Below are 18,860 nucleotides of genomic sequence, written 5' to 3'. Positions count from 1 at the left end.
CCACGGGTGGCCATTCCGCGTTAACAGGGTGGATTGCCGACGTAGAACGGATCCAGGAGGATCGAAGAATGCCAGAGCAGGAGCCGCGCGACGATCGACGCGCGCCGCGCGAACGATCCACCGGGAAGCCCTCGTCGGCCGGCGCCGACCGCAAGCCGTACGCGAGTCGCGATGGTGATCGCAAGCCGTACGCGCAGCGCGACGGCGACCGTCCCTATGCGAAGCGCGACGGCGATCACAAGCCGTACGCCAAGCGCGACGGTGACCGCAAGCCGTACGCGAAGCGCGATGGCGACCACAAGCCGTACGCCAAGCGCGATGGCGACCGTCCCTATGCGAAGCGCGACGGTGACCACAAGCCGTACGCCAAGCGCGACGGTGAGCACAAGCCGCACGCGAAGCGCGATGGTGACCGTCCCTATGCGAAGCGCGACGGCGATCACAAGCCGTACGCCAAGCGCGATGGCGACCGTCCCTATGCGAAGCGCGATGGCGATCACAAGCCGTACGCGAAGCGCGATGGTGAGCGCAAGCCGTACGAGAAGCGTGACGGCGACCGTCCGTATGCGAAGCGTGATGGTGACCGGAAGCCGTACGAGAAACGCGATGGCGACCGTCCTTACGCGAAGCGCGATGGCGACCGGAAGCCGTACGAGAAACGCGATGGCGACCGTCCTTACGCGAAGCGTGACGGCGACCGGAAGCCGTACGAGAAGCGTGACGGCGACCGCAAGCCGTACGAGAAGCGCGATGGCGACCGTCCGTACGAGCGCTCTGCGCGCCCGACGCGCGGGGGAGCGAACCGCCCCGACCGCGCCGTCCGCGAGGGCGAGATCCGTGCCGTCCGCCCTCGACACGACGACCCGGTCATCCCTGAGGATGTCACCGGCCGCGACCTGCCGCCGGCTGCGCGCAACGAGCTGAAGACCCTCAGCAAGGAGAACGCCGAGGAGGTCGCGCGTCACCTCGTGATGGCGTCGCAGTTGATCGACGAGGACCCGGCGCTGGCGCACCAGCACGCACTGTCTGCATCCCGTCGCGCCGGCCGCATCGCCGTGGTCCGTGAGACGCTCGCCATCACCGCCTATGCGACCGGCGACTTCGCGCTCGCCCTGCGCGAGCTGCGCACCTACCGGCGGATCTCGGGTCGCGATGACCAGATCGCTTTGATGGTCGACAGCGAGCGGGGCGTCGGACGTGCCGATCGCGCGCTCGAGGTCGGTCGCGCCGTCGACCGCGCCACGCTCGAGACGCCGGTGCGTGTCGAGCTGGCGATCGCGATGTCGGGCGCCCGTCTCGACCTCGGCGAGCCCGAGCGTGCGCTGCAGGAGCTCGACATCCCCGAACTCGATCCGGATCGCGCGTTCGAGTGGAGTCCCTCGCTGTTCGCCGCCCGCGCCGCGGTGCTCGAGGAGCTCGGCCGCACGGACGAGGCCGCGCAGTGGCAGCATCGTGCCGTGATCGCGGCGGACGCGATCGACGCGGCGTCCGGTCTCGGCGACCTCGAGACCGTCTTCGTCGAGGAGGTCATCGAAGAGGACTTCGAGGACGAGGCTGAGGACGAGCAGGACACGTCCGAGGATCTCGGCGAGCCCGAGCCGGAGCCCGAGCCCGAGCCCGAGTCCGAGTCCGAGTCCGGCTCGGTCGATGAGCCCGAGTCCGCCGCCACGGAGCAGGAGGAGATCTCCGTCGCCGACGAGGTCGCCGAGATCCTCGTGGAGGCGGGGGTCGACGACGCACCCGGCGACGGCGAGGCCGACCGCTGATGGCGCTGTTCGGGCGGCGGGCTGCGACGCCCGCCCCGCTGGACGGCGTCGACGTCGTGCTGGCTGACCTCGACGGAGTCGTCTATGCCGGTGCCGGCGCCCTGCCGCACGCGGTAGACAGCCTCAACCGTGCCCGAGGCGGTCGCTCACTCGCGTACATCACGAACAATGCTGCGCGGACGGATGCCTCGGTCGCGGCGCATCTGAGCGAGCTCGGGCTCGCGACGACGCCGCGTGATGTCGTCACCAGCCCGCAGGCCGCGATGCGGCTGCTCGCGGAGAAGATCGCCCCTGGGTCCACGGTCCTCGTCGTCGGAGGCGACGGCCTCGTTGTCGAGGTCGAGAAGGCCGGGTTCGTCGTGACACGCAGCGCCGATGACGCGCCGTCGGCCGTCGTGCAGGGATTCGCGCCCGAGGTGGGCTGGACTCAGCTGGCTGAGGCGGCCTTCGCGCTCAAGACGCCCGAGGAAGACGGCGGCATCCCGTGGGTGGCGACGAACACGGACTGGACGATCCCGCAGTCCCGCGGCATCGCGCCCGGCAACGGCACGCTGGTCTCCGCCGTGCACACCGCCGTCGGGCGGCTCGCGACCGTCGCCGGCAAGCCCGAGGTGCCGATCTTCGAGGAGGCCGTCGCGCGGTTCGAGGCGCAGCATCCGTTGTTCCTGGGTGACCGTCTCGATACCGACATCCTCGGCGCCAACCGTGCCGGCATCCCGTCTGCCCTGGTGCTCACGGGCGTGGATCGTCCGAAGCACGTGCTGGCGGCGCCCGAGAACTCGCGTCCGACGTACATCCTGGGGGACCTCCGCGAGCTCCACGAGCCGTACCCCGAGGTACAGGTGAAGGACGGTGTCGCCACGGTGCGGGACGCCCGTGTCGCGATCGACGGCGCCGATATCCGGATCCTGAGCGAGGGCGCGCCGGTCGACCTCGTCCGCGCGGGTGCGGCGGCGATCTGGTCGACCGGACGCGCGATCTTCGGCTTCCGCGTGCCCGAGCGCCTCTACGCGGATCCGTTCCACCGCCCCTGATCCTCGCCGCGGAAAAGCGGGGACTGTCGGGCGACCCCCGTATTCTGGGGGCATGGATGGAGCCGACGCGCATCAGGACGAGCACGGCGATCTGCTGTCGACCCTCGAGGTGATCGAGGCGCAGCCGCTGGCCACGCGTGCCGAGGCGTACGACACGCTGCACGACACGCTCGCCCGTCGCCTCGAGGCGACCCCCGGCACCCCGTCATGACGAGCCGCCTCGACGCCGCTCTCGCCGCCCGGGGTCTCGCGCGCTCCCGCACCCACGCCGCGACGCTGATCGCCGAAGGGCTCGTGACGGTCGACGGCCGGCCCGTGGTGAAGGCCTCGGCTCCGGTCGGCGACGAGAGCCTGATCGAGGTGGCGGTTTCGGACCACTACGTCAGCCGTGCGGCGCACAAGCTCATCGCCGGCCTCGACGCCTTCGAGGTCGATGTCCGCGGCCGCGTCGCGCTCGACATGGGCGCGTCCACCGGCGGCTTCACCCAGGTGCTGCGCGAGCGCGGCGCCGAGCCGGTGATCGCCGTGGATGTCGGTCACGGGCAGCTCGCGGCATCCGTCGCCGACGATCCCGGTGTGGTCGCGGTCGAAGGGTTCAACGTCCGCTACATGACCCCCGACTCGCTCGCCGAGGCGAGCCGCGTCTCCGAGGCGCCCTCGGTGATCACGGGCGACCTGTCCTTCATCTCGCTCACCCATGTTCTTCCCGCGGCGCGCGCGGTCGCAGCAGCCGATGCGGATCTCGTGCTCCTGATCAAGCCGCAGTTCGAAGTCGGGCGCACGGCGGTCAAGGGAGGCCTCGTGACCAACCCCGTGCTGCGCGCCGACGCGGTCGCGCGCGTCCTGTGGGCGGCGTGGGACGCGGGCCTCGGCACGTGCGGGTTCGTCTCCTCCCCGATCGCGGGGACCCACGGCAATTCCGAGTTCATCGCACACCTCGCGCCGGGGCGGGGGAGCAATCCGACAGAATGGTTGAGCACTGTGAACCGACTGGCGGGGAGCCGATGAACGACGCCGACACCGAGGCCCAGCGCAGCATCCTCGTGGTGGCGCATGCGCATCGCGCCGACACCGTGGCTGCCGCGGAGCGGGTCGTCGCCGCGCTGCGCGCCGCCGGAGCCCGTCCCGTCCTCGCCCTCGACGACGGCGAAGACCTCGTGCAGGCGGGGCCGACGCTGGCCGACGTCGCGGTGCTGGGCATCGATGTGCCGGTGACCGAGATCGAGCTCGCGATCGTCCTCGGTGGCGACGGAACGATCCTGCGGGCCGCCGAACTCGTCCGGGACGGCAGTGCGCCGGTCCTCGGCATCAACATGGGCCACGTCGGCTTCCTCGCGGAGATCGAGCGCGACGACATGGATGAGGCCGTCCGCCGCGTCATCGCGCGCGAGTACGAGGTCGAGGACCGCATGGCGCTCCAGGTGCGGGTGAAAGACACCGGCGACTCCGTGATCTACGAGACCTGGGCGCTCAACGAAGCGACAGTCGAGAAGGCGAGCCGTGAGCGCCTGCTCGAGGTCGTCGTCGAGATCGACGGCCGGCCGCTGTCGACGTTCGGCTGCGACGGTATGGTCGTCTCGACGCCCACCGGGTCGACCGCCTACAACTTCTCCGCCGGCGGGCCGGTGATCTGGCCGACGGTCGAGGCGATCGCCGTGGTGCCGCTGTCGGCCCACGCCCTCTTCGCGAAGCCCCTCGTGGTCGGCCCCGAGCACTCCGTGGCGATCGAGGTGCTCGAGCGCACCAACGGGACCGGCATCCTGTGGTGCGACGGGCGCCGGTCGCACGACCTGCCTCCGGGTGCGCGCGTGGTGGTCCGGCGGTCCGATCGCCCGGTGCGTCTCGCCCGCCTGCATCCCGCCCAGTTCACCGACCGTCTCGTGCGCAAGTTCCGCCTCCCCGTCGAGGGCTGGCGCGGTCCGGCCGCGATCACGGGCGTCATGCCGACCCAGAAGCCGGCGAAGGATGCCGCGATCGCCGCGGACGTCGAGATCGATGTGGTCGGCAGCGAGGTCGCCCCGTGATCGAAGAGATGCGCCTGCGCGACCTCGGCGTGATCGCCGAGGCGACGCTGCCGATCGGTGCGGGCTTCACGGCGATCACCGGTGAGACCGGTGCCGGCAAGACGATGGTCGTGACGGGACTCGGGCTGCTGCTCGGCCAGCGCGCCGACTCCGGCGCCGTGCGCGCGGGCGCGGCTCAGGCCACGGTGGACGGTGTGTGGATCGTCCCCGAGGACGGGCCGGTCGCCGCGCGCGTGCGCGAGGCCGGTGGCGATGTCGAGCCCATCGGCGGGGGTCGTGCCGAGCTGTACATCGGGCGGTCGATCTCGAGCGAGGGCCGTGGGCGGGCGTCCGTCGGCGGCCGCGCCGCGCCGGCCGGAGTGCTCGCCGACCTCGCCGACGAACTCGTCGTCGTGCACGGGCAGTCCGATCAGCTGCGACTGCGATCCGCCGCCGCACAGCGTGACGCGCTGGACCGATTCGGCGGCGAGGCAGTACACACCGCACGCGACGCGTACCGCCGGGCCTTCGAGCACTGGCGTGCGATCGACCGAGAGCTGTCGGAGCTCACCGACGACCGCGACGCGCGGGCGCGCGAGGCCGAAGACCTGCGGAACCAGCTCGCCGAGATCGAGCAGGCCGCGCCCGAATCCGGCGAGGACGCCGAGCTGGCGACGCGCGCCGAGCGCCTGGCGAACGCCGAGGAGCTCCGGCTCGCCGCCGCGACCGCGCATGACGGGCTCTCCGGCGAGGGCGACGAACCCGATGCCGGGGCGCTGCTCGCCGAGGCGCGTCGCGCCCTCGAGCGCGTGCACGACCCGGTGCTGGCCGAGCTCGGCGGGCAGCTCGCCGACGTCGGCTACCGGGTCGCCGACATCGCCGCCGCCCTCGCGGGCTACCTCGCGGATCTCGACGAGTCCGGCCCGCACGAGCTCGCGGCCGTGGAGGAGCGCCGTGCGGTGCTCGCCGGCCTGGTCCGCGCGCACGGCACCCTCGACGCCGCCATCGAGCTGCTCGACACCGGCTCCTCTCGCCTCGCGGAGCTCGACGACGACTCCGATCGCATCGACCGGCTGACGGCGGAGCGGGATGCCGCGGCATCCGTCCTCGACGAGACCGCTGCCGTGCTCACTGCGGCGCGGACCGAGGCAGCCGCGCGGCTGGGTGCCGCCGTGAGCACCGAGCTGCGCGCGCTCGCGATGCCGGACGCGCGCCTCGAGGTCGCCGTCACGGCGGGCACGGAGTCCGCGTCGGGGCGCGACGACGTCGCCATCCTGCTCGCGCCGCACCCGGGCGCCGAGCCGCGGGCCGTCTCGCGCGGCGCGAGCGGCGGTGAGCTCAGCCGCGTCATGCTCGCGATCGAGGTCGTGATCGCGGCGGTCGACCCGGTCCCGACATTCGTGTTCGACGAGGTGGATGCCGGCATCGGCGGCGCCGCGGCGATCGAAGTGGGCCGGCGTCTCGCGCGCCTGTCGGAGTCGTCGCAGGTGATCGCGGTGACGCACCTCGCGCAGGTGGCGGCGTTCGCGGCCAACCATCTGACGGTCGTCAAGGCGAATGACGGCTCGGTCACGGCGTCCGATGTCCGCCGCCTGGACGGCGCCGATCGCGAGGCCGAGATGGCGCGTCTGCTGTCGGGCATGCCCGACTCGGACGCCGCTCTCACCCACGCACGCGAGTTGCTCAGCCTTCGCAGCGAAGTCGACTGAGCGCGGTGCCCGCGCCCGCGTGTCCTCAGCTTCTGCGAAGCTCATCGAAACACTGCCTGATAGGATAAAAGCCCGTGATGCAGACTTCTGATTCTTTCCGCGGCGACACTTCGAACGACACCACCAAGCACATCTTCGTGACCGGTGGTGTCGTTTCCTCGTTGGGCAAGGGTCTCACCGCGGCCAGCCTCGGAAATCTCCTGACGGCCCGCGGACTGCGTGTCGTGATGCAGAAGCTCGACCCGTACCTGAACGTCGATCCGGGCACGATGAACCCGTTCCAGCACGGCGAGGTCTTCGTGACCGACGACGGCGCCGAGACCGACCTCGACATCGGGCACTACGAGCGCTTCCTCGACATCGAGCTGAGCCAGGCGGCCAACGTGACCACCGGCCAGATCTACTCGCAGGTCATCGCGAAGGAGCGCCGCGGCGAGTACCTCGGCGACACCGTGCAGGTGATCCCGCACATCACCGACGAGATCAAGCGCCGCATGCGCCTGCAGGCCGACGAGACGCCCAAGCCCGACGTGATCATCACCGAGATCGGCGGCACGGTCGGCGACATCGAGTCGCAGCCGTTCATCGAGTCGGCGCGTCAGATCCGCCACGAGCTCGGCCGCAACAACGTCTTCTTCGTGCACGTCTCGCTCGTGCCCTTCATGGGCGCGTCGGGGGAGCAGAAGACGAAGCCGACGCAGCACTCCGTCGCGACGCTGCGCTCGATCGGCATCCAGCCCGATGCGCTGGTGCTGCGCAGCGACCGCCCCGTCACCGAGGCGAACAAGCGCAAGATCGCGCTCATGTGCGACGTCGACGAGGGCGCGGTCGTGAACGCGATCGACGTGCCGAGCATCTACGACATCCCGTCGATGCTCAACGAGCAGGGCCTCGACGAGTACATCGTCCGTGCGCTCGGCCTGTCGAAGGCCGCCGACGTCGACTGGTCGCGCTGGCAGCGCGTGCTGAACGCCGTGCACAACCCCAAGCACGAGGTCACCATCGGCCTGGTCGGCAAGTACATCGACCTGCCCGACGCCTACCTCTCGGTCACCGAGGCGCTCAAGGCGGGCGGGTTCGCGCAGGAGACGCACGTCAACATCCGCTGGATCCCCTCGGACGAGTGCGAGACGCCCGAGGGTGCCGCCAAGGCGCTCGGTCCGCTCGACGGCATCGTGATTCCCGGTGGCTTCGGCATCCGCGGCATCGAGGGCAAGATCGGGGCGCTCAAGTTCGCGCGCGAGCAGGGCATCCCGACGCTCGGCATCTGCCTCGGCCTGCAGTGCATCGTCATCGAGTACGCCCGTCATGTCGCCGGCATCGAGGATGCCTCGTCGAGCGAGTTCGACCCCGACACGCAGCATCCCGTCATCGCCACGATGGAGGAGCAGGTCGACATCCTCGACCACGGCGACCTGGGCGGCACGATGCGTCTCGGCCTGTACCCGGCCGACCTCGCGGAGGGTTCGATCGCGGCCGAGGTGTACGGCGCGGGGCGGGCGTCGGAGCGCCACCGCCACCGCTACGAGGTGAACAACCGCTACCGCGACCAGATCGCCGAGGCGGGTCTCATCTTCTCGGGCATCAACCCCGATCTGAACCTCGTCGAGTACGTCGAGCTGCCGCGCGATGTGCACCCGTACTACATCGCGACGCAGGCGCACCCCGAGCTGCGCTCGCGTCCGACGGACGCCAACCCGCTGTTCCGCGGTCTCGTCGGCGCGGCGCTCGAGCGGCACCGCTCGAGCGAGCTGTTCGAGGTCGAGAACGACTGACGTGGCGGAGGAGCTTCTCGCCGACGAGCCCGTCGACGCCACCATCCTCGACAGCGACCTGGTCTACGAGGGCCGGGTCTGGGACGTGCGCAGCGACACCGTCGCGTACGGCGACGGGCAGATCGTGCGCCAGTACGTCGATCATCCCGGTGCGGCCGCGGTCGTGGCGGTGGACGACGAGGGGCGGGTACTGCTGATCCAGCAGTACCGGCACCCGATCCGCCACCGCGACTGGGAGATCCCGGCCGGTCTGCTCGACATGGCCGGCGAGACGCCGCTCGAGACCGCCCGACGCGAGCTCGCCGAGGAGGTCGACCTCGTCGCCTCGTCGTGGGAGCCGCTGGTGAGCATCTTCACCACGCCCGGCGGGAACGACGAGATCGTCCACCTGTTCCTCGCGCGCGGGCTCACCCCCGCGAGCGAGGTGCACGCGCGGGAGGACGAGGAGGCCGACATCCGGCTCGAGTGGCTGCCGCTCGCCGACGCCGTCGCGGGGATCCTCGCGGGGCGGCTGCGCAACGGCATCCTCGCGGTGGGCCTGCTCGCTGCGGCCGAACATCTCCGCCAGGCCGACGCCGAGGGAGCCTGACAAACCCTCCGGAGTTCGCCGGCCGACCGGCAGGACGTGAGACCCTCGTGACAGGAGGCGCCTGACATGCAGATCGCTCGAGCGATGGACTCGTACCTGCGCCACGTCGCGATCGAGCGCGGCCTGTCGGAGAACACCGTCGCGGCGTACCGGCGCGACCTCGGCGGCTACGCCGACTGGCTGCGCGAACAGCACATCGACGACACTGCCGCGGTCACCTCGGTGACTCTGGCCAGCTTCATCGCCGACCGCGCCGCCGCCCAGCCGCCGATGGCCGCATCGTCGCTGGCGCGGCTGCAGTCCTCGGTACGGGGGCTCCACCGCTTCCTCGCCCGTGAGGGCATCGAGCCCGCCGACCCGTCGTCGAACCTGCGCCCGCCGAAGCAGCCGCGAAGGCTGCCCAAGGCGCTCACGATCGAGCAGGTGGAGAGCCTCTTGGATGCCTCGGGGCCCGCGCCGGCGACCGAGGCCGACGCATCCGGCAACGGGGGAGCGGCGGCGGGCGATCTGCTCGGCATGCGCGACCGCGCGCTGCTCGAGCTGCTGTACGCCACCGGTGCGCGGGTGTCGGAGATCGTGCAGCTCGACGTCGACGATGCGGCGCACGGCGACGTGCTCCGCGTGCGCGGCAAGGGATCGAAGGAGCGCATCGTGCCGGTGGGTTCGTACGCGCGCGCGGCCGTCGACGCCTACCTGACCCGCGCGCGGCCCGAGCTCTCGCACCGTGGCCGGTCGACGCCGAAGCTCTTCCTCGGCGCGCGCGGAGCGCCGCTGTCGCGGCAGAGCGCGTGGCTGATCATCCAGTCGGCGGCCGAGCGCGCCCACCTCACCGCGCACGTCTCGCCCCACACCCTGCGGCACTCGTTCGCGACCCACCTCCTGCAGGGCGGCGCTGACGTCCGCGTCGTCCAGGAGCTGCTGGGCCACGCCTCCGTCGCGACGACCCAGATCTACACCTACGTGTCGGTCGATGCGCTGCGCGACGTGTACGCCACATCGCATCCGCGCGCGCGGTGACGCCACGGAGCCGGTTCCGACGAATCCGCACCTGAACAGCGATTTTGCACGGCCGAACGCTGTGCGGTCCTGATGCCCCGGAGCGGATAATGGCCGCATGACCGACGTCGCCGCGCGCGCGGCATCCGGAGCACCTCAGGCCGCAGCTGGGCCCACGCGCCCGGAGGCTCCGCGCGGCGCGCCAGCGACGCGTGGAGGGGGCGTGGGGACCGTTCGCCCGACAGCCTGCCCGCCGACGGCGCTGGCGGTGTTCTGGATCGTCGCGGGGCTCGCCGGCTGGGTCGTCTCGTTCCTGCTCTACCTCGAGTACATCGGCCAGCTCGCGGGAACAGCGCCGCTCATCTCGTGCCAGGTGAGCCCGATCGTCACGTGCGGCCCCAACCTGCTGTCGCCCGGTGGCAACCTGCTCGGCTTCAGCAACTCGATCATCGGGATCGTGCTGTTCCTCGGCCCCATCTACGCCGGCGTGAGCGCCCTGGCCGCTCCGGGCGGGCTCCGCCGGTGGTACTGGCGCGTCTATTCGCTGTTCCTGTTGGGAGCGGTGGCCTTCGTCCACGTCCTCGCGTGGCGCAGCGTCTTCGAGTACGGCTCGCTGTGCCCGTGGTGCATGGTGGTGTGGGTCGTGACGATCCCGCTGTTCTGGTTCACGCTGGGGTGGACCGTCCGCGACGGTGTCTGGGGAAGGATGCCTCGGCTCGGCGCCGCACTCCTGACCTGGGCTCCGCTGATCACCGTGCTGGACTACGCGCTGATCGCAATCGCCGCGCAGGTGCGTCTCGACGTGCTCGGCTCGCTCTGACGGCGGTCCGAGCCGCGCCGTTGCGCGGCCCAGCCCGCCGCGCCGCAGGCGTTCCGGGGCGCGGCGTGACTAGAATCGGTGGACACGAAGCACATAGGCGGGAGCATTGGTGGCGGGCAAGGCACAGGCGGCGACGAAGGCCGCCACGGGGGACACTCCGATCGGACCCACCGGTCGTCCCTATCAGGGCTTCCCCACCCCGCCGAAGCTCGACGGTCACGGTCCCGCCCGCATCATCGCGCTGTGCAACCAGAAGGGCGGCGTCGGCAAGACGACGACCACCATCAACCTCGCCGCCGCCCTGGCCGGCTACGGCCGCAAGGTGCTCGCGGTCGACTTCGACCCGCAGGGCGCGCTGTCGGCAGGTCTCGGCATCCAGACCCACGAGATCCCGACGATCTACGACCTGCTGCTCGACGGCAAGCGCGACCCGCACGAGGTCATCGTGCACACGCGCGTCGACAACCTCGACGTCATCCCGGCGAACATCGACCTCTCGGCGGCCGAGGTGCACCTCGTCAACGAGGTCGCGCGCGAACAGACCCTGTCGCGGGCGCTGCGCAAGCTCACGGGCGACTACGACGTGATCCTCATCGACTGCCAGCCGTCGCTGGGCCTCCTGACGGTCAACGCCCTCACCGCGAGCCACGGTGTCGTCATCCCGCTCGAGTGCGAGTTCTTCGCCCTCCGCGGCGTCGCGATGCTCATCGAGACGATCGACAAGGTGCGCGACCGCCTCAACCCCACCATCACGCTCGACGGCGTGCTCGCCACGATGTACGACGCGCGCACGCTCCACTCGCGCGAGGTGCTCGAGCGCGTGGTCGACGCCTTCGGCGATGACGTCCTCGAGACCGTCATCGGCCGCACCGTCAAGTTCCCGGATGCCTCCGTCTCGGGCATGCCGATCACCGAGTTCGCGCCGGAGCACGCCGCCGCGCAGGCCTACCTGCGGCTGGCGCGGGAGCTGGTCGCCCGTGGCGCCGTCGCCTGACGCTTCGACAGGCTCAGCGACCGGGGGCGGCCCCGCGACCGGGGAAGGCCCCTCGACCGGGGAAGGCCCCGCGACCGGGGAGGGGTTCCGGGTCGCGCTCACCAACTTCGACGGACCGTTCGACCTCCTCCTCACCCTGATCTCGAAGCACGAGCTCGACATCACCGAGGTGTCGCTGTCGCTCGTGACCAACGAGTTCATCGCGTACCTCCGCGAGCTGGGTCCGGGCGAAGAGCTGGACGAGGCATCCGAGTTCCTCGTCGTCGCCGCGACCCTGCTCGACATGAAGGTCGCGGGGCTGCTGCCGCAGGGCGAGCTCGTCGACGCCGAGTCGGTCGCGCTCCTCGAGGCGCGGGATCTGCTGTTCGCGCGACTGCTCCAGTACCGCGCGTTCAAGGAGGTGTCGTCCTGGTTCGAGCGGTGCCTGCGCCGTGAGGCGGTGCGTCACACGCGCTCCGTGCGCCTCGACGAGAAGTACCGCAACGCCGTTCCGGAGCTCGTGTGGTCGCTCAGCGCCGACGACTTCGCCGCGCTCGCGCTGCTGGCGATGACGCCGAAGGAGATCCCGCGCATCGGGTTCGACCACCTTCACGCACCGCTGGTGAGCATCCGCGAGCAGGCTGCGATCGTCGTCACCCTGCTGCGCGACGCCGGATCGCTGACCTTCCGCGAGCTCATCGCGGGCGTCGGCCAGCCGGGTGTGGTGGTCGCCCGGTTCCTCTCCGTACTGGAGCTGTACCGCCACGCCGCCCTGTCCTTCGAACAGCTCGAGCCGCTCGGCGAGCTGACCCTCCGCTGGAGCGCTCAGCGCTGGAGCGACGAGAACCTCGCCACTTTGGGAGCCGACTATGACCGATGATGCTTCGACCGACGGCCCGCCCATCGTGACGGTGACCGATGTGGCGCGGCGGCTGGAGGCGATCCTGCTGATCGTCGAGGAGCCGCAGAGTCTCGTGAGCCTCGCGGCCGCTGTCGGCGCACCGGTGCCCGCGGTGCGCCAGGCGATCGAGACCCTCGTCGACGACTACGACGGCAAGTCCGGCGGCCCGGTGCGCGGGTTCGAGCTCCGCGAGGTCGGCGGCGGCTGGCGTCTCTACGTCCGCGAGGAGCTCGACGACCTCGTCAGCGAGTACGTCGGCGGGCAGGCGCCGTCGCGCCTCTCGCAGGCGGCGCTCGAGACCCTCGCGGTCATCGCCTACAAGCAGCCGGTGACCCGCAGCCAGGTCGCGTCCATCCGTGCCGTCAACGTCGACTCGGTCGTCCGCACGCTGCTCGCGCGCGGGCTCATTACCGAGCTCTTCGCGGATGCCGAGACCGGCGCGATCAACTACGGCACCACCGATGCGCTGCTCGTGCACCTGGGCATCAATTCATTGGACGAACTGCCGCACATCTCGCCGCTGCTGGACGGCGCGGACGAAGTCGGCGACAACCTGGACGAAGGAGTGCGTCGATGACCGGCGGAGCGGGATCGACCGAAGGGGTGCGCCTGCAGAAGGCCCTCGCGAACGCGGGGGTCGCGTCGCGGCGCGTCGCCGAGCAGCTCATCGTCGAGGGGCGCGTGCGCGTGAACGGCACGGTTGTCACCGAGCTCGGCTCGCGCGTCGACCCCGAGAACGACCTCGTCGACGTCGACGGCACGGCCGTCCAGTTCGACCAGTCCAAGCGGTACGTCATGCTCAACAAGCCCACGGGCGTGGTGAGCTCGATGAAGGACGACCGCGGCCGCCCGGACCTCCGCCGCTTCACGAAGGACTGGGACGAGCGCCTGTACAACGTGGGGCGATTGGATGCTGAGACCAGCGGCCTGCTCGTGCTCACGAACGACGGCGAGCTCGCGCACGTGCTCGCGCACCCGTCGTTCGGCGTCACCAAGGTCTACATCGCCAAGGTCGACGGCCGCGTGACGCCGCAGACCATCCAGCAGCTCCTGCGCGGCGTCGACCTGGAGGACGGCCCGATCTCCGCCGACAAGGCGCGGCTGCTGTCGTCCTCGGCCGAGGGCGGTGGCTCGCTCGTCGAGCTCACGCTCCACTCGGGGCGCAACCGCATCGTGCGCCGCATGATGGCCGAGGTCGGGCATCCGGTCGTCGAACTCGTGCGCCGGCAGTTCGGCCCGCTCCACCTGGGAACGCTGCCAGCCGGGCGCGCCCGGGAGTTGACTAAAGTGGAGCGGGGCGCTCTGCTGACTCTTTCGCGCCAAGCCGCAGGTCAACAGGAGGAATAAGTGACAGCGACCTCCCTTGCTCCGCGCGTGCAGGGCACGGTGCGCATCGTCGGTGCCGGCCTTCTCGGCGCGAGCATCGGCCACGCGCTCAGCGCGCGCGGGATCGATGTCGCGCTGGACGACACGTCCCCTTCGCAGCTGCGTCTCGCGATCGACTACGGCGCCGGCCGCCGTGCAGCCGATGACGACGCTCCGTCGCTCGTCGTCGTGGCGGTGCCGCCCGATGTCACGGCCGACGTGATCCAGCGCGAACTCGAGCGCCACCCGCGGGCGGTGGTGACGGACGTCGCGAGCGTCAAGCTCGAGCCGCTGCGCACCCTGCGGGAGCGCGGCGTGGACCTCACGCACTACATCGGCTCGCACCCGCTGGCCGGACGCGAGCGCGGGGGAGCGATCTCCGCCCGCGCCGACATCTTCGTCGGGCGCCCGTGGGTGGTGTGCCGCGACGAGGAGACGCCGTCGTCCGATCTCGCCCTCGTCGAGGGCCTCGCTCTCGACCTCGGTGCGACGCCGATCGAGATGACCCCCGAAGACCACGACCGCGGCGTCGCGCTCGTCTCGCACGTGCCCCAGCTGGTGGCCAGCCTGCTCGCCGGGCGCTTCGTCGACGCGCCCGACGGGTCGCTGCGGCTCGCGGGCCAGGGCGTGCGGGACACGACTCGCATCGCGGCATCCGCTCCCGAGCTCTGGGTGCAGATCCTCGGCGCGAACGCGGCCCCGGTCGTCGACGTGCTCGACCTGATCGCGGCCGACCTCACCGCCGTGGCCGACGCCCTGCGCGAGCCCGACGCTCCGGGTGCACGCCGTGCCGTCGCGGACACGATCCGTCGCGGCAACGACGGTGTCGAGCGCCTGCCCGGCAAGCACGGCCAGAACCGCCGCTTCGAGCAGGTGGTCGTGATGGTCGACGACACCCCCGGTCAGCTCGGACGCCTGTTCGGCGAGCTCGGCGACCTCGACGTGAACGTGGAAGACCTGCGCCTGGAGCATTCGCCCGGCGCCCAGTTCGGCCTCGCCGAGATCAGTGTCGTCCCCAGCGCCGTGCGCCGGGCGATCGACGGTCTCGAATCGCGCGGCTGGAAGATAGCGAGCACCACCAATGACTGACCCCGCGATCACAAGACCAGGCCCCGATCCCGTCGTCGTCGCGATCGACGGCCCCGCCGGAAGCGGCAAGTCCAGCGTCTCGAAGCAGGTCGCCCGCCGTCTCGGCTACGGCTACCTCGACACCGGAGCGGCCTACCGCGCCCTGGCGTGGCACGCCCTCGAGCGCGGCATCGACACGTCGGACGCAGCATCCGTCCTCGACGTCTCAGGTGACTTCGACTACGCGATCTCGCTCGATCCTGACGCGTACTGGGTGCGGGTCGGTACGAGCGACGTGACCGATGCGATCCGCGAGCCCCGCGTGTCGGACGCCGTCAGCGGCGTCGCGCGCGTGCCCGCGGTGCGGCAGTCGGTGAACGCGCTGTTCCGCGCGCTCGTGGCCCGCTCCGGGCGCCCGGGCGTCGTCGTCGAAGGGCGCGACATCACGACGGTCGTCGCCCCCGACGCCCCCGTGCGCATCCTCCTCACGGCCGCGCCGGAGATCCGCGCCGCGCGCCGCAGCGCCGAGGTGACCACGCAGGATGCCGCGACCGTCGCCGCCGCACTCCACCAGCGCGACGCTTCCGACTCCACCGTCGTCGACTTCCTCACCGCCGCACCCGGCGTCGAGGTCGTCGACTCGACCCCTCTCGATTTCGACCAGACCGTGGACGCCGTGCTCGGCGTGATCCAGGCCGCGCTGAGCGCGCCGGCGGTCGACCCCCAGCAGACAGGAGCCTGAGATGGCCGCTGATGACAGCCCCGACTTCGACGAGTTCGAGGTCGGCGACGACAACCTCGCCGAGAATCTCGCGGACCTCGACGACGAGCTCGCCGAGCAGCGGGCCGTCGCCCTGCGCGTCGGCCTCGACGACTACGACCTGGACGACGAGGACGCGGCGCTGCTCGCGGGCATCGTCCGCGGCGAGGACGGCATCGAGTTCCTGCCGGCGCTGCCGGTCGTCGCGATCGTGGGTCGCCCGAACGTCGGCAAGTCCGCGCTGGTGAACCGCATCCTCGGCCGTCGCGAGGCCGTCGTGGAGGACACCCCCGGTGTCACGCGCGACCGCGTCACGTACAAGGCCGAGTGGATGGACCGCCGCTTCACGCTCGTCGACACCGGCGGGTGGGAGCCCGACGCCCGGGGCATCGACCGCTCGGTCGCCGCGCAGGCCGAGGTCGCGATCGACCTGTCGGACGTCGTGCTGTTCGTGGTCGACGCGATGGTCGGCGCCACCGCGACCGACGAGCACGTCGTGCGGCTGCTCCGCAAGGCGAACAAGCCCGTCTTCCTGGTCGCCAACAAGATCGACGACGCTCGCCAGGAGCCGGAGGCCGCGGCGCTCTGGAACCTCGGCCTCGACCAGCCGTGGCCGGTCTCGGCCATCCACGGCCGTGGCGTCGCAGACCTCCTCGACGAGGTCGTGAAGGTCATGCCCGACGTGTCGGCGGTGGCCAAGGCCGAGATCGGCGGCCCGCGCCGCGTCGCGATCCTCGGCCGCCCGAACGTCGGCAAGTCGTCGCTGCTCAACAAGGCCGCCGGCGAGGAGCGCGTCGTCGTCAACGAACTCGCCGGCACCACGCGCGACCCCGTCGACGAGGTCGTCGAACTCGGCGGCAAGCTGTGGCGATTCGTCGACACCGCCGGCATCCGCCGTCGGGTGCACCTGCAGCAGGGCGCCGACTTCTACGCCTCACTGCGCACGTCGGCGGCGCTCGAGAAGGCCGAGGTCGCGATCGTCGTGATCGATGTGACCCAGCCGATCAGCGTGCAGGACCTCAACATCATCGACCTCGTCCTCGAGTCCGGTCGTGCGCTCGTCATCGCGTACAACAAGTGGGACCGCCTCAACGACGACGACATGGACGGCCAGGACCGCCGCCGCTACCTCGAGCGCGAGATCGAGCAGGACCTCGCCCACGTCCAGTGGGCGCCCCGCGTGAACATCTCGGCCCGCACCGGCCGCCACCTCGACAAGCTCGTGCCGGCGCTCGAGACGGCCCTCGAGTCGTGGGATCAGCGCATCCCCACGGGCAAGTTCAACGCGTTCCTCACCGAGCTCATCGCCGAGCACCCGCACCCGCTGCGCGGTGGGAAGCAGCCGCGCATCCTGTTCGGCACGCAGGCGTCGACGCGCCCGCCGACCTTCGTGCTGTTCACTACCGGCTTCCTCGACCCGGGCTACCGCCGCTTCATCCAGCGACGCCTGCGCGAGCTGTACGGCTTCGAGGGCTCGCCGATCGTGATCAACATGCGCGTGCGCGAGCGTCGCCAGCGCTGACGTGGAGTCATGTGGATGACGGATGCCTCGGCCCGAGGCGTCCGTCATTCCTCATGCGCGCTCGCCGTGACGGTAGAGTGCCGGGCGCACCATCGCGGTCGCGTCGGGCTCGGCGAAGCCGAACTGCCGGTAGAGGCCGTGTGCGTCGCCGGTGAACAGCGTCCAGCGCATGTCGGCGCCGGGGCCGTCGTCGATCATGAGGCGGATCAGGCGCTTGCCGAGTCCGTGCCCGCGGTGCGCGTCGACGACGAAGACATCGGCGAGGTACGCGAAACCGACTCCGTCCGAGACGGCGCGCGCGAAGCCCACCAGCTCGCCGGTCGGGCGGTGGTAGGCGGCGACCACCCGCCAGGCGTTGTCGAGCTGCGTCTCGACCTGCTCGCGCGTGCGCCAGCCTCCCCAGTACGCCTCGGTCGAAAGCCACGCCCACACGGCGTCTCGCTGGATGCGGGTCGGGTCGTCGTCGAGGTCGTAGAGATCGTCGGGCATCCGGCCATTCTGGCGGACTCGCGGGTGGTGGTCACGCGAGGTCACGCCGGCCGCCTGCAGCGCCGGGTGTGACAGGCTGGCAGGGTGACGATCGAGCCTCCCGCCCCCGGTGAGCTGCGGCGTCCACACGGACCCCGCGACCCGGGCGACGCGTGGGTCGTGGCGCCGACAGGGGAGCGGTACTGGGGCCGGTTCGGGGCCGCAGGTCTCCTCGCAGTCGACGCGGAGCGGGGCGTGCTGCTGCAGCACCGGGTCTCGTGGAGCCACTTCGGCGACACCTGGGCACTGCCCGGCGGCGCGCGCCACGAGGGCGAGTCGGCCTGCGACGGCGCACTGCGCGAAGCCGCCGAAGAGGCCGGCGTGCCGGATGCCGCGGTGCAGCCCCGCGTGCTCAGCGTCTTCGATCCCGGCTACTGGAGCTACACCACCGTCGTGGGCGACGTGGTGGTGCCGTTCGAGCCCACCATCAGCGACCCCGAGAGCCGCGAGCTCGCCTGGGTGCCCGTCGACGAGGTCACGCGCTACCCGCTGCACCCCGGCTTCGCGGCCTCGTGGGAGAAGCTGCGCGGCCTGCTCAGCGTGCGGCCGGCGGTCGTCGTCGACATCGCGAACGTGATGGGCTCGGTGCCCGACGGCTGGTGGCGCGACCGCCCCGGCGCGGCGTCCCGCCTGATCGCGCGGATCGCCGACCTCGCCGCGCACGGTGTGCCGGCATCCGCGCTGGAGCTGCCCGAGCAGACCTGGTACCCCGAGTGGACCGCGGTCGTCGAGGGGCAGGCGCGCGGGGTGGACGGTGCCACGGGTGTCGAGGTGGTGCGGGCCGAGGCATCCGGTGACGACGCCGTCGTCGCTGCCGTGCAACGGGAGCTCGCCGAGGGACGTACGGTGACGGTGGTCACGAGCGATCGCGGGCTCGCCGAGCGGGCGACGGATGCCGGAGCCGCCGTCCGCGGCGCGCGCTGGCTGCTCGACCTGCTCGAGGGCTGAGACCCGCACGGCGAACGGCGGCGTCCTTGCGGGGCCGGCCGGATCGGCGGTACCGTTCCGGCAATATCCGAGGGGTGGCGGCGCCGACCTGAGGCCGGCACGC

The 18,860-nt window shown here is 71.3% G+C and carries 19 protein-coding genes; 18 read left to right on the top strand and 1 reads right to left on the bottom strand.

Annotation, left to right across the window (positions count from 1 at the left end; genetic code table 11):
• The first annotated feature begins 68 nt into the window (after window positions 1–68).
• The 17 genes from ACFVSU_RS04610 to der all read left to right on the top strand — a co-directional run bounded on the left by ACFVSU_RS04610 (window position 69) and on the right by der (window position 17,281).
• On the top strand, window positions 69–1,766 hold the full coding sequence (locus ACFVSU_RS04610) for a primosomal protein (protein WP_387138636.1): 1,698 nt from the start codon (window positions 69–71) through the stop codon (window positions 1,764–1,766).
• Window positions 1,766–2,800, top strand: coding sequence for an HAD-IIA family hydrolase (locus ACFVSU_RS04605; RefSeq protein WP_387138633.1), 1,035 nt, complete (start codon window positions 1,766–1,768; stop codon window positions 2,798–2,800). The genes ACFVSU_RS04610 and ACFVSU_RS04605 overlap by 1 nt, the downstream gene beginning before the upstream one ends.
• Window positions 2,801–2,852: 52 nt before the next feature.
• Window positions 2,853–3,011, top strand: a complete 159-nt coding sequence (locus tag ACFVSU_RS04600) for a hypothetical protein (protein ID WP_387138630.1) — start codon at window positions 2,853–2,855, stop codon at window positions 3,009–3,011.
• Window positions 3,008–3,808: a TlyA family RNA methyltransferase gene (locus ACFVSU_RS04595; protein ID WP_387138627.1), complete on the top strand. Its 801-nt coding sequence runs from the start codon at window positions 3,008–3,010 to the stop codon at window positions 3,806–3,808. Before ACFVSU_RS04600 ends, ACFVSU_RS04595 begins: the two co-directional genes overlap by 4 nt.
• A complete protein-coding gene (locus tag ACFVSU_RS04590; RefSeq protein ID WP_387138624.1) occupies window positions 3,805–4,824 on the top strand; it encodes an NAD kinase in 1,020 nt (339 codons plus the stop codon). The genes ACFVSU_RS04595 and ACFVSU_RS04590 overlap by 4 nt, the downstream gene beginning before the upstream one ends.
• Window positions 4,821–6,512 (top strand): DNA repair protein RecN, encoded by a 1,692-nt coding sequence (recN, locus tag ACFVSU_RS04585; protein WP_387138621.1) that lies wholly within the window; start codon window positions 4,821–4,823, stop codon window positions 6,510–6,512. The genes ACFVSU_RS04590 and recN overlap by 4 nt, the downstream gene beginning before the upstream one ends.
• Before the next feature lie 77 nt (window positions 6,513–6,589).
• Window positions 6,590–8,287, top strand: coding sequence for a CTP synthase (locus ACFVSU_RS04580; RefSeq protein ID WP_387138618.1), 1,698 nt, complete (start codon window positions 6,590–6,592; stop codon window positions 8,285–8,287).
• A gap of 1 nt (window position 8,288) precedes the next feature.
• Window positions 8,289–8,876: an NUDIX domain-containing protein gene (locus tag ACFVSU_RS04575; RefSeq protein ID WP_387138614.1), complete on the top strand. Its 588-nt coding sequence runs from the start codon at window positions 8,289–8,291 to the stop codon at window positions 8,874–8,876.
• A gap of 66 nt (window positions 8,877–8,942) precedes the next feature.
• Entirely contained in the window at window positions 8,943–9,893 is a 951-nt protein-coding gene (gene xerD, locus ACFVSU_RS04570) for a site-specific tyrosine recombinase XerD (protein ID WP_387138611.1), read from the top strand.
• Window positions 9,894–9,990: 97 nt separating this feature from the next.
• The gene (locus tag ACFVSU_RS04565; RefSeq protein ID WP_387138606.1) at window positions 9,991–10,692 is read left to right on the top strand and encodes a vitamin K epoxide reductase family protein; all 702 of its coding nucleotides are present in this window, start codon (window positions 9,991–9,993) and stop codon (window positions 10,690–10,692) included.
• A gap of 109 nt (window positions 10,693–10,801) precedes the next feature.
• Window positions 10,802–11,686 carry a ParA family protein gene (locus ACFVSU_RS04560; RefSeq protein ID WP_375872394.1) on the top strand — a complete coding sequence of 295 codons (885 nt, stop codon included), beginning with the start codon at window positions 10,802–10,804 and terminating at the stop codon, window positions 11,684–11,686.
• Window positions 11,670–12,545, top strand: a complete 876-nt coding sequence (locus tag ACFVSU_RS04555; RefSeq protein WP_387138603.1) for a segregation and condensation protein A — start codon at window positions 11,670–11,672, stop codon at window positions 12,543–12,545. Before ACFVSU_RS04560 ends, ACFVSU_RS04555 begins: the two co-directional genes overlap by 17 nt.
• On the top strand, window positions 12,535–13,143 hold the full coding sequence (gene scpB / locus ACFVSU_RS04550) for an SMC-Scp complex subunit ScpB (RefSeq protein ID WP_387138600.1): 609 nt from the start codon (window positions 12,535–12,537) through the stop codon (window positions 13,141–13,143). The genes ACFVSU_RS04555 and scpB overlap by 11 nt, the downstream gene beginning before the upstream one ends.
• Entirely contained in the window at window positions 13,140–13,913 is a 774-nt protein-coding gene (locus ACFVSU_RS04545; protein ID WP_387138597.1) for a pseudouridine synthase, read from the top strand. The genes scpB and ACFVSU_RS04545 overlap by 4 nt, the downstream gene beginning before the upstream one ends.
• Window positions 13,914–15,020, top strand: coding sequence for a prephenate dehydrogenase (locus ACFVSU_RS04540; RefSeq protein ID WP_387138594.1), 1,107 nt, complete (start codon window positions 13,914–13,916; stop codon window positions 15,018–15,020).
• The gene (gene cmk / locus ACFVSU_RS04535) at window positions 15,013–15,741 is read left to right on the top strand and encodes a (d)CMP kinase (RefSeq protein ID WP_387138591.1); all 729 of its coding nucleotides are present in this window, start codon (window positions 15,013–15,015) and stop codon (window positions 15,739–15,741) included. Before ACFVSU_RS04540 ends, cmk begins: the two co-directional genes overlap by 8 nt.
• A gap of 1 nt (window position 15,742) precedes the next feature.
• Window positions 15,743–17,281 carry a ribosome biogenesis GTPase Der gene (gene der / locus ACFVSU_RS04530; RefSeq protein ID WP_387138588.1) on the top strand — a complete coding sequence of 513 codons (1,539 nt, stop codon included), beginning with the start codon at window positions 15,743–15,745 and terminating at the stop codon, window positions 17,279–17,281.
• A 51-nt stretch (window positions 17,282–17,332) separates the two neighbouring features.
• Here der and ACFVSU_RS04525 read toward each other — a convergent pair whose 3' ends face one another.
• The gene (locus tag ACFVSU_RS04525) at window positions 17,333–17,770 is read right to left on the bottom strand and encodes a GNAT family N-acetyltransferase (protein WP_387138585.1); all 438 of its coding nucleotides are present in this window, start codon (window positions 17,768–17,770) and stop codon (window positions 17,333–17,335) included.
• An 84-nt stretch (window positions 17,771–17,854) separates the two neighbouring features.
• On the opposite strand from ACFVSU_RS04525, the gene ACFVSU_RS04520 reads away from it, so the two are divergent.
• A complete protein-coding gene (locus ACFVSU_RS04520) occupies window positions 17,855–18,757 on the top strand; it encodes an NUDIX domain-containing protein (RefSeq protein ID WP_387138582.1) in 903 nt (300 codons plus the stop codon).
• Window positions 18,758–18,860: the final 103 nt, after the last annotated feature.

The sequence above is a fragment of the Microbacterium sp. NPDC058062 genome (genome assembly GCF_042885375.1).
In the GTDB taxonomy this organism is placed as follows: Bacteria; Actinomycetota; Actinomycetes; order Actinomycetales; family Microbacteriaceae; genus Microbacterium; species Microbacterium trichothecenolyticum_C.
The sequence above is the reverse complement of the archived record's forward strand: the minus strand, read 5'-3'. Positions and strand labels throughout refer to the sequence as shown.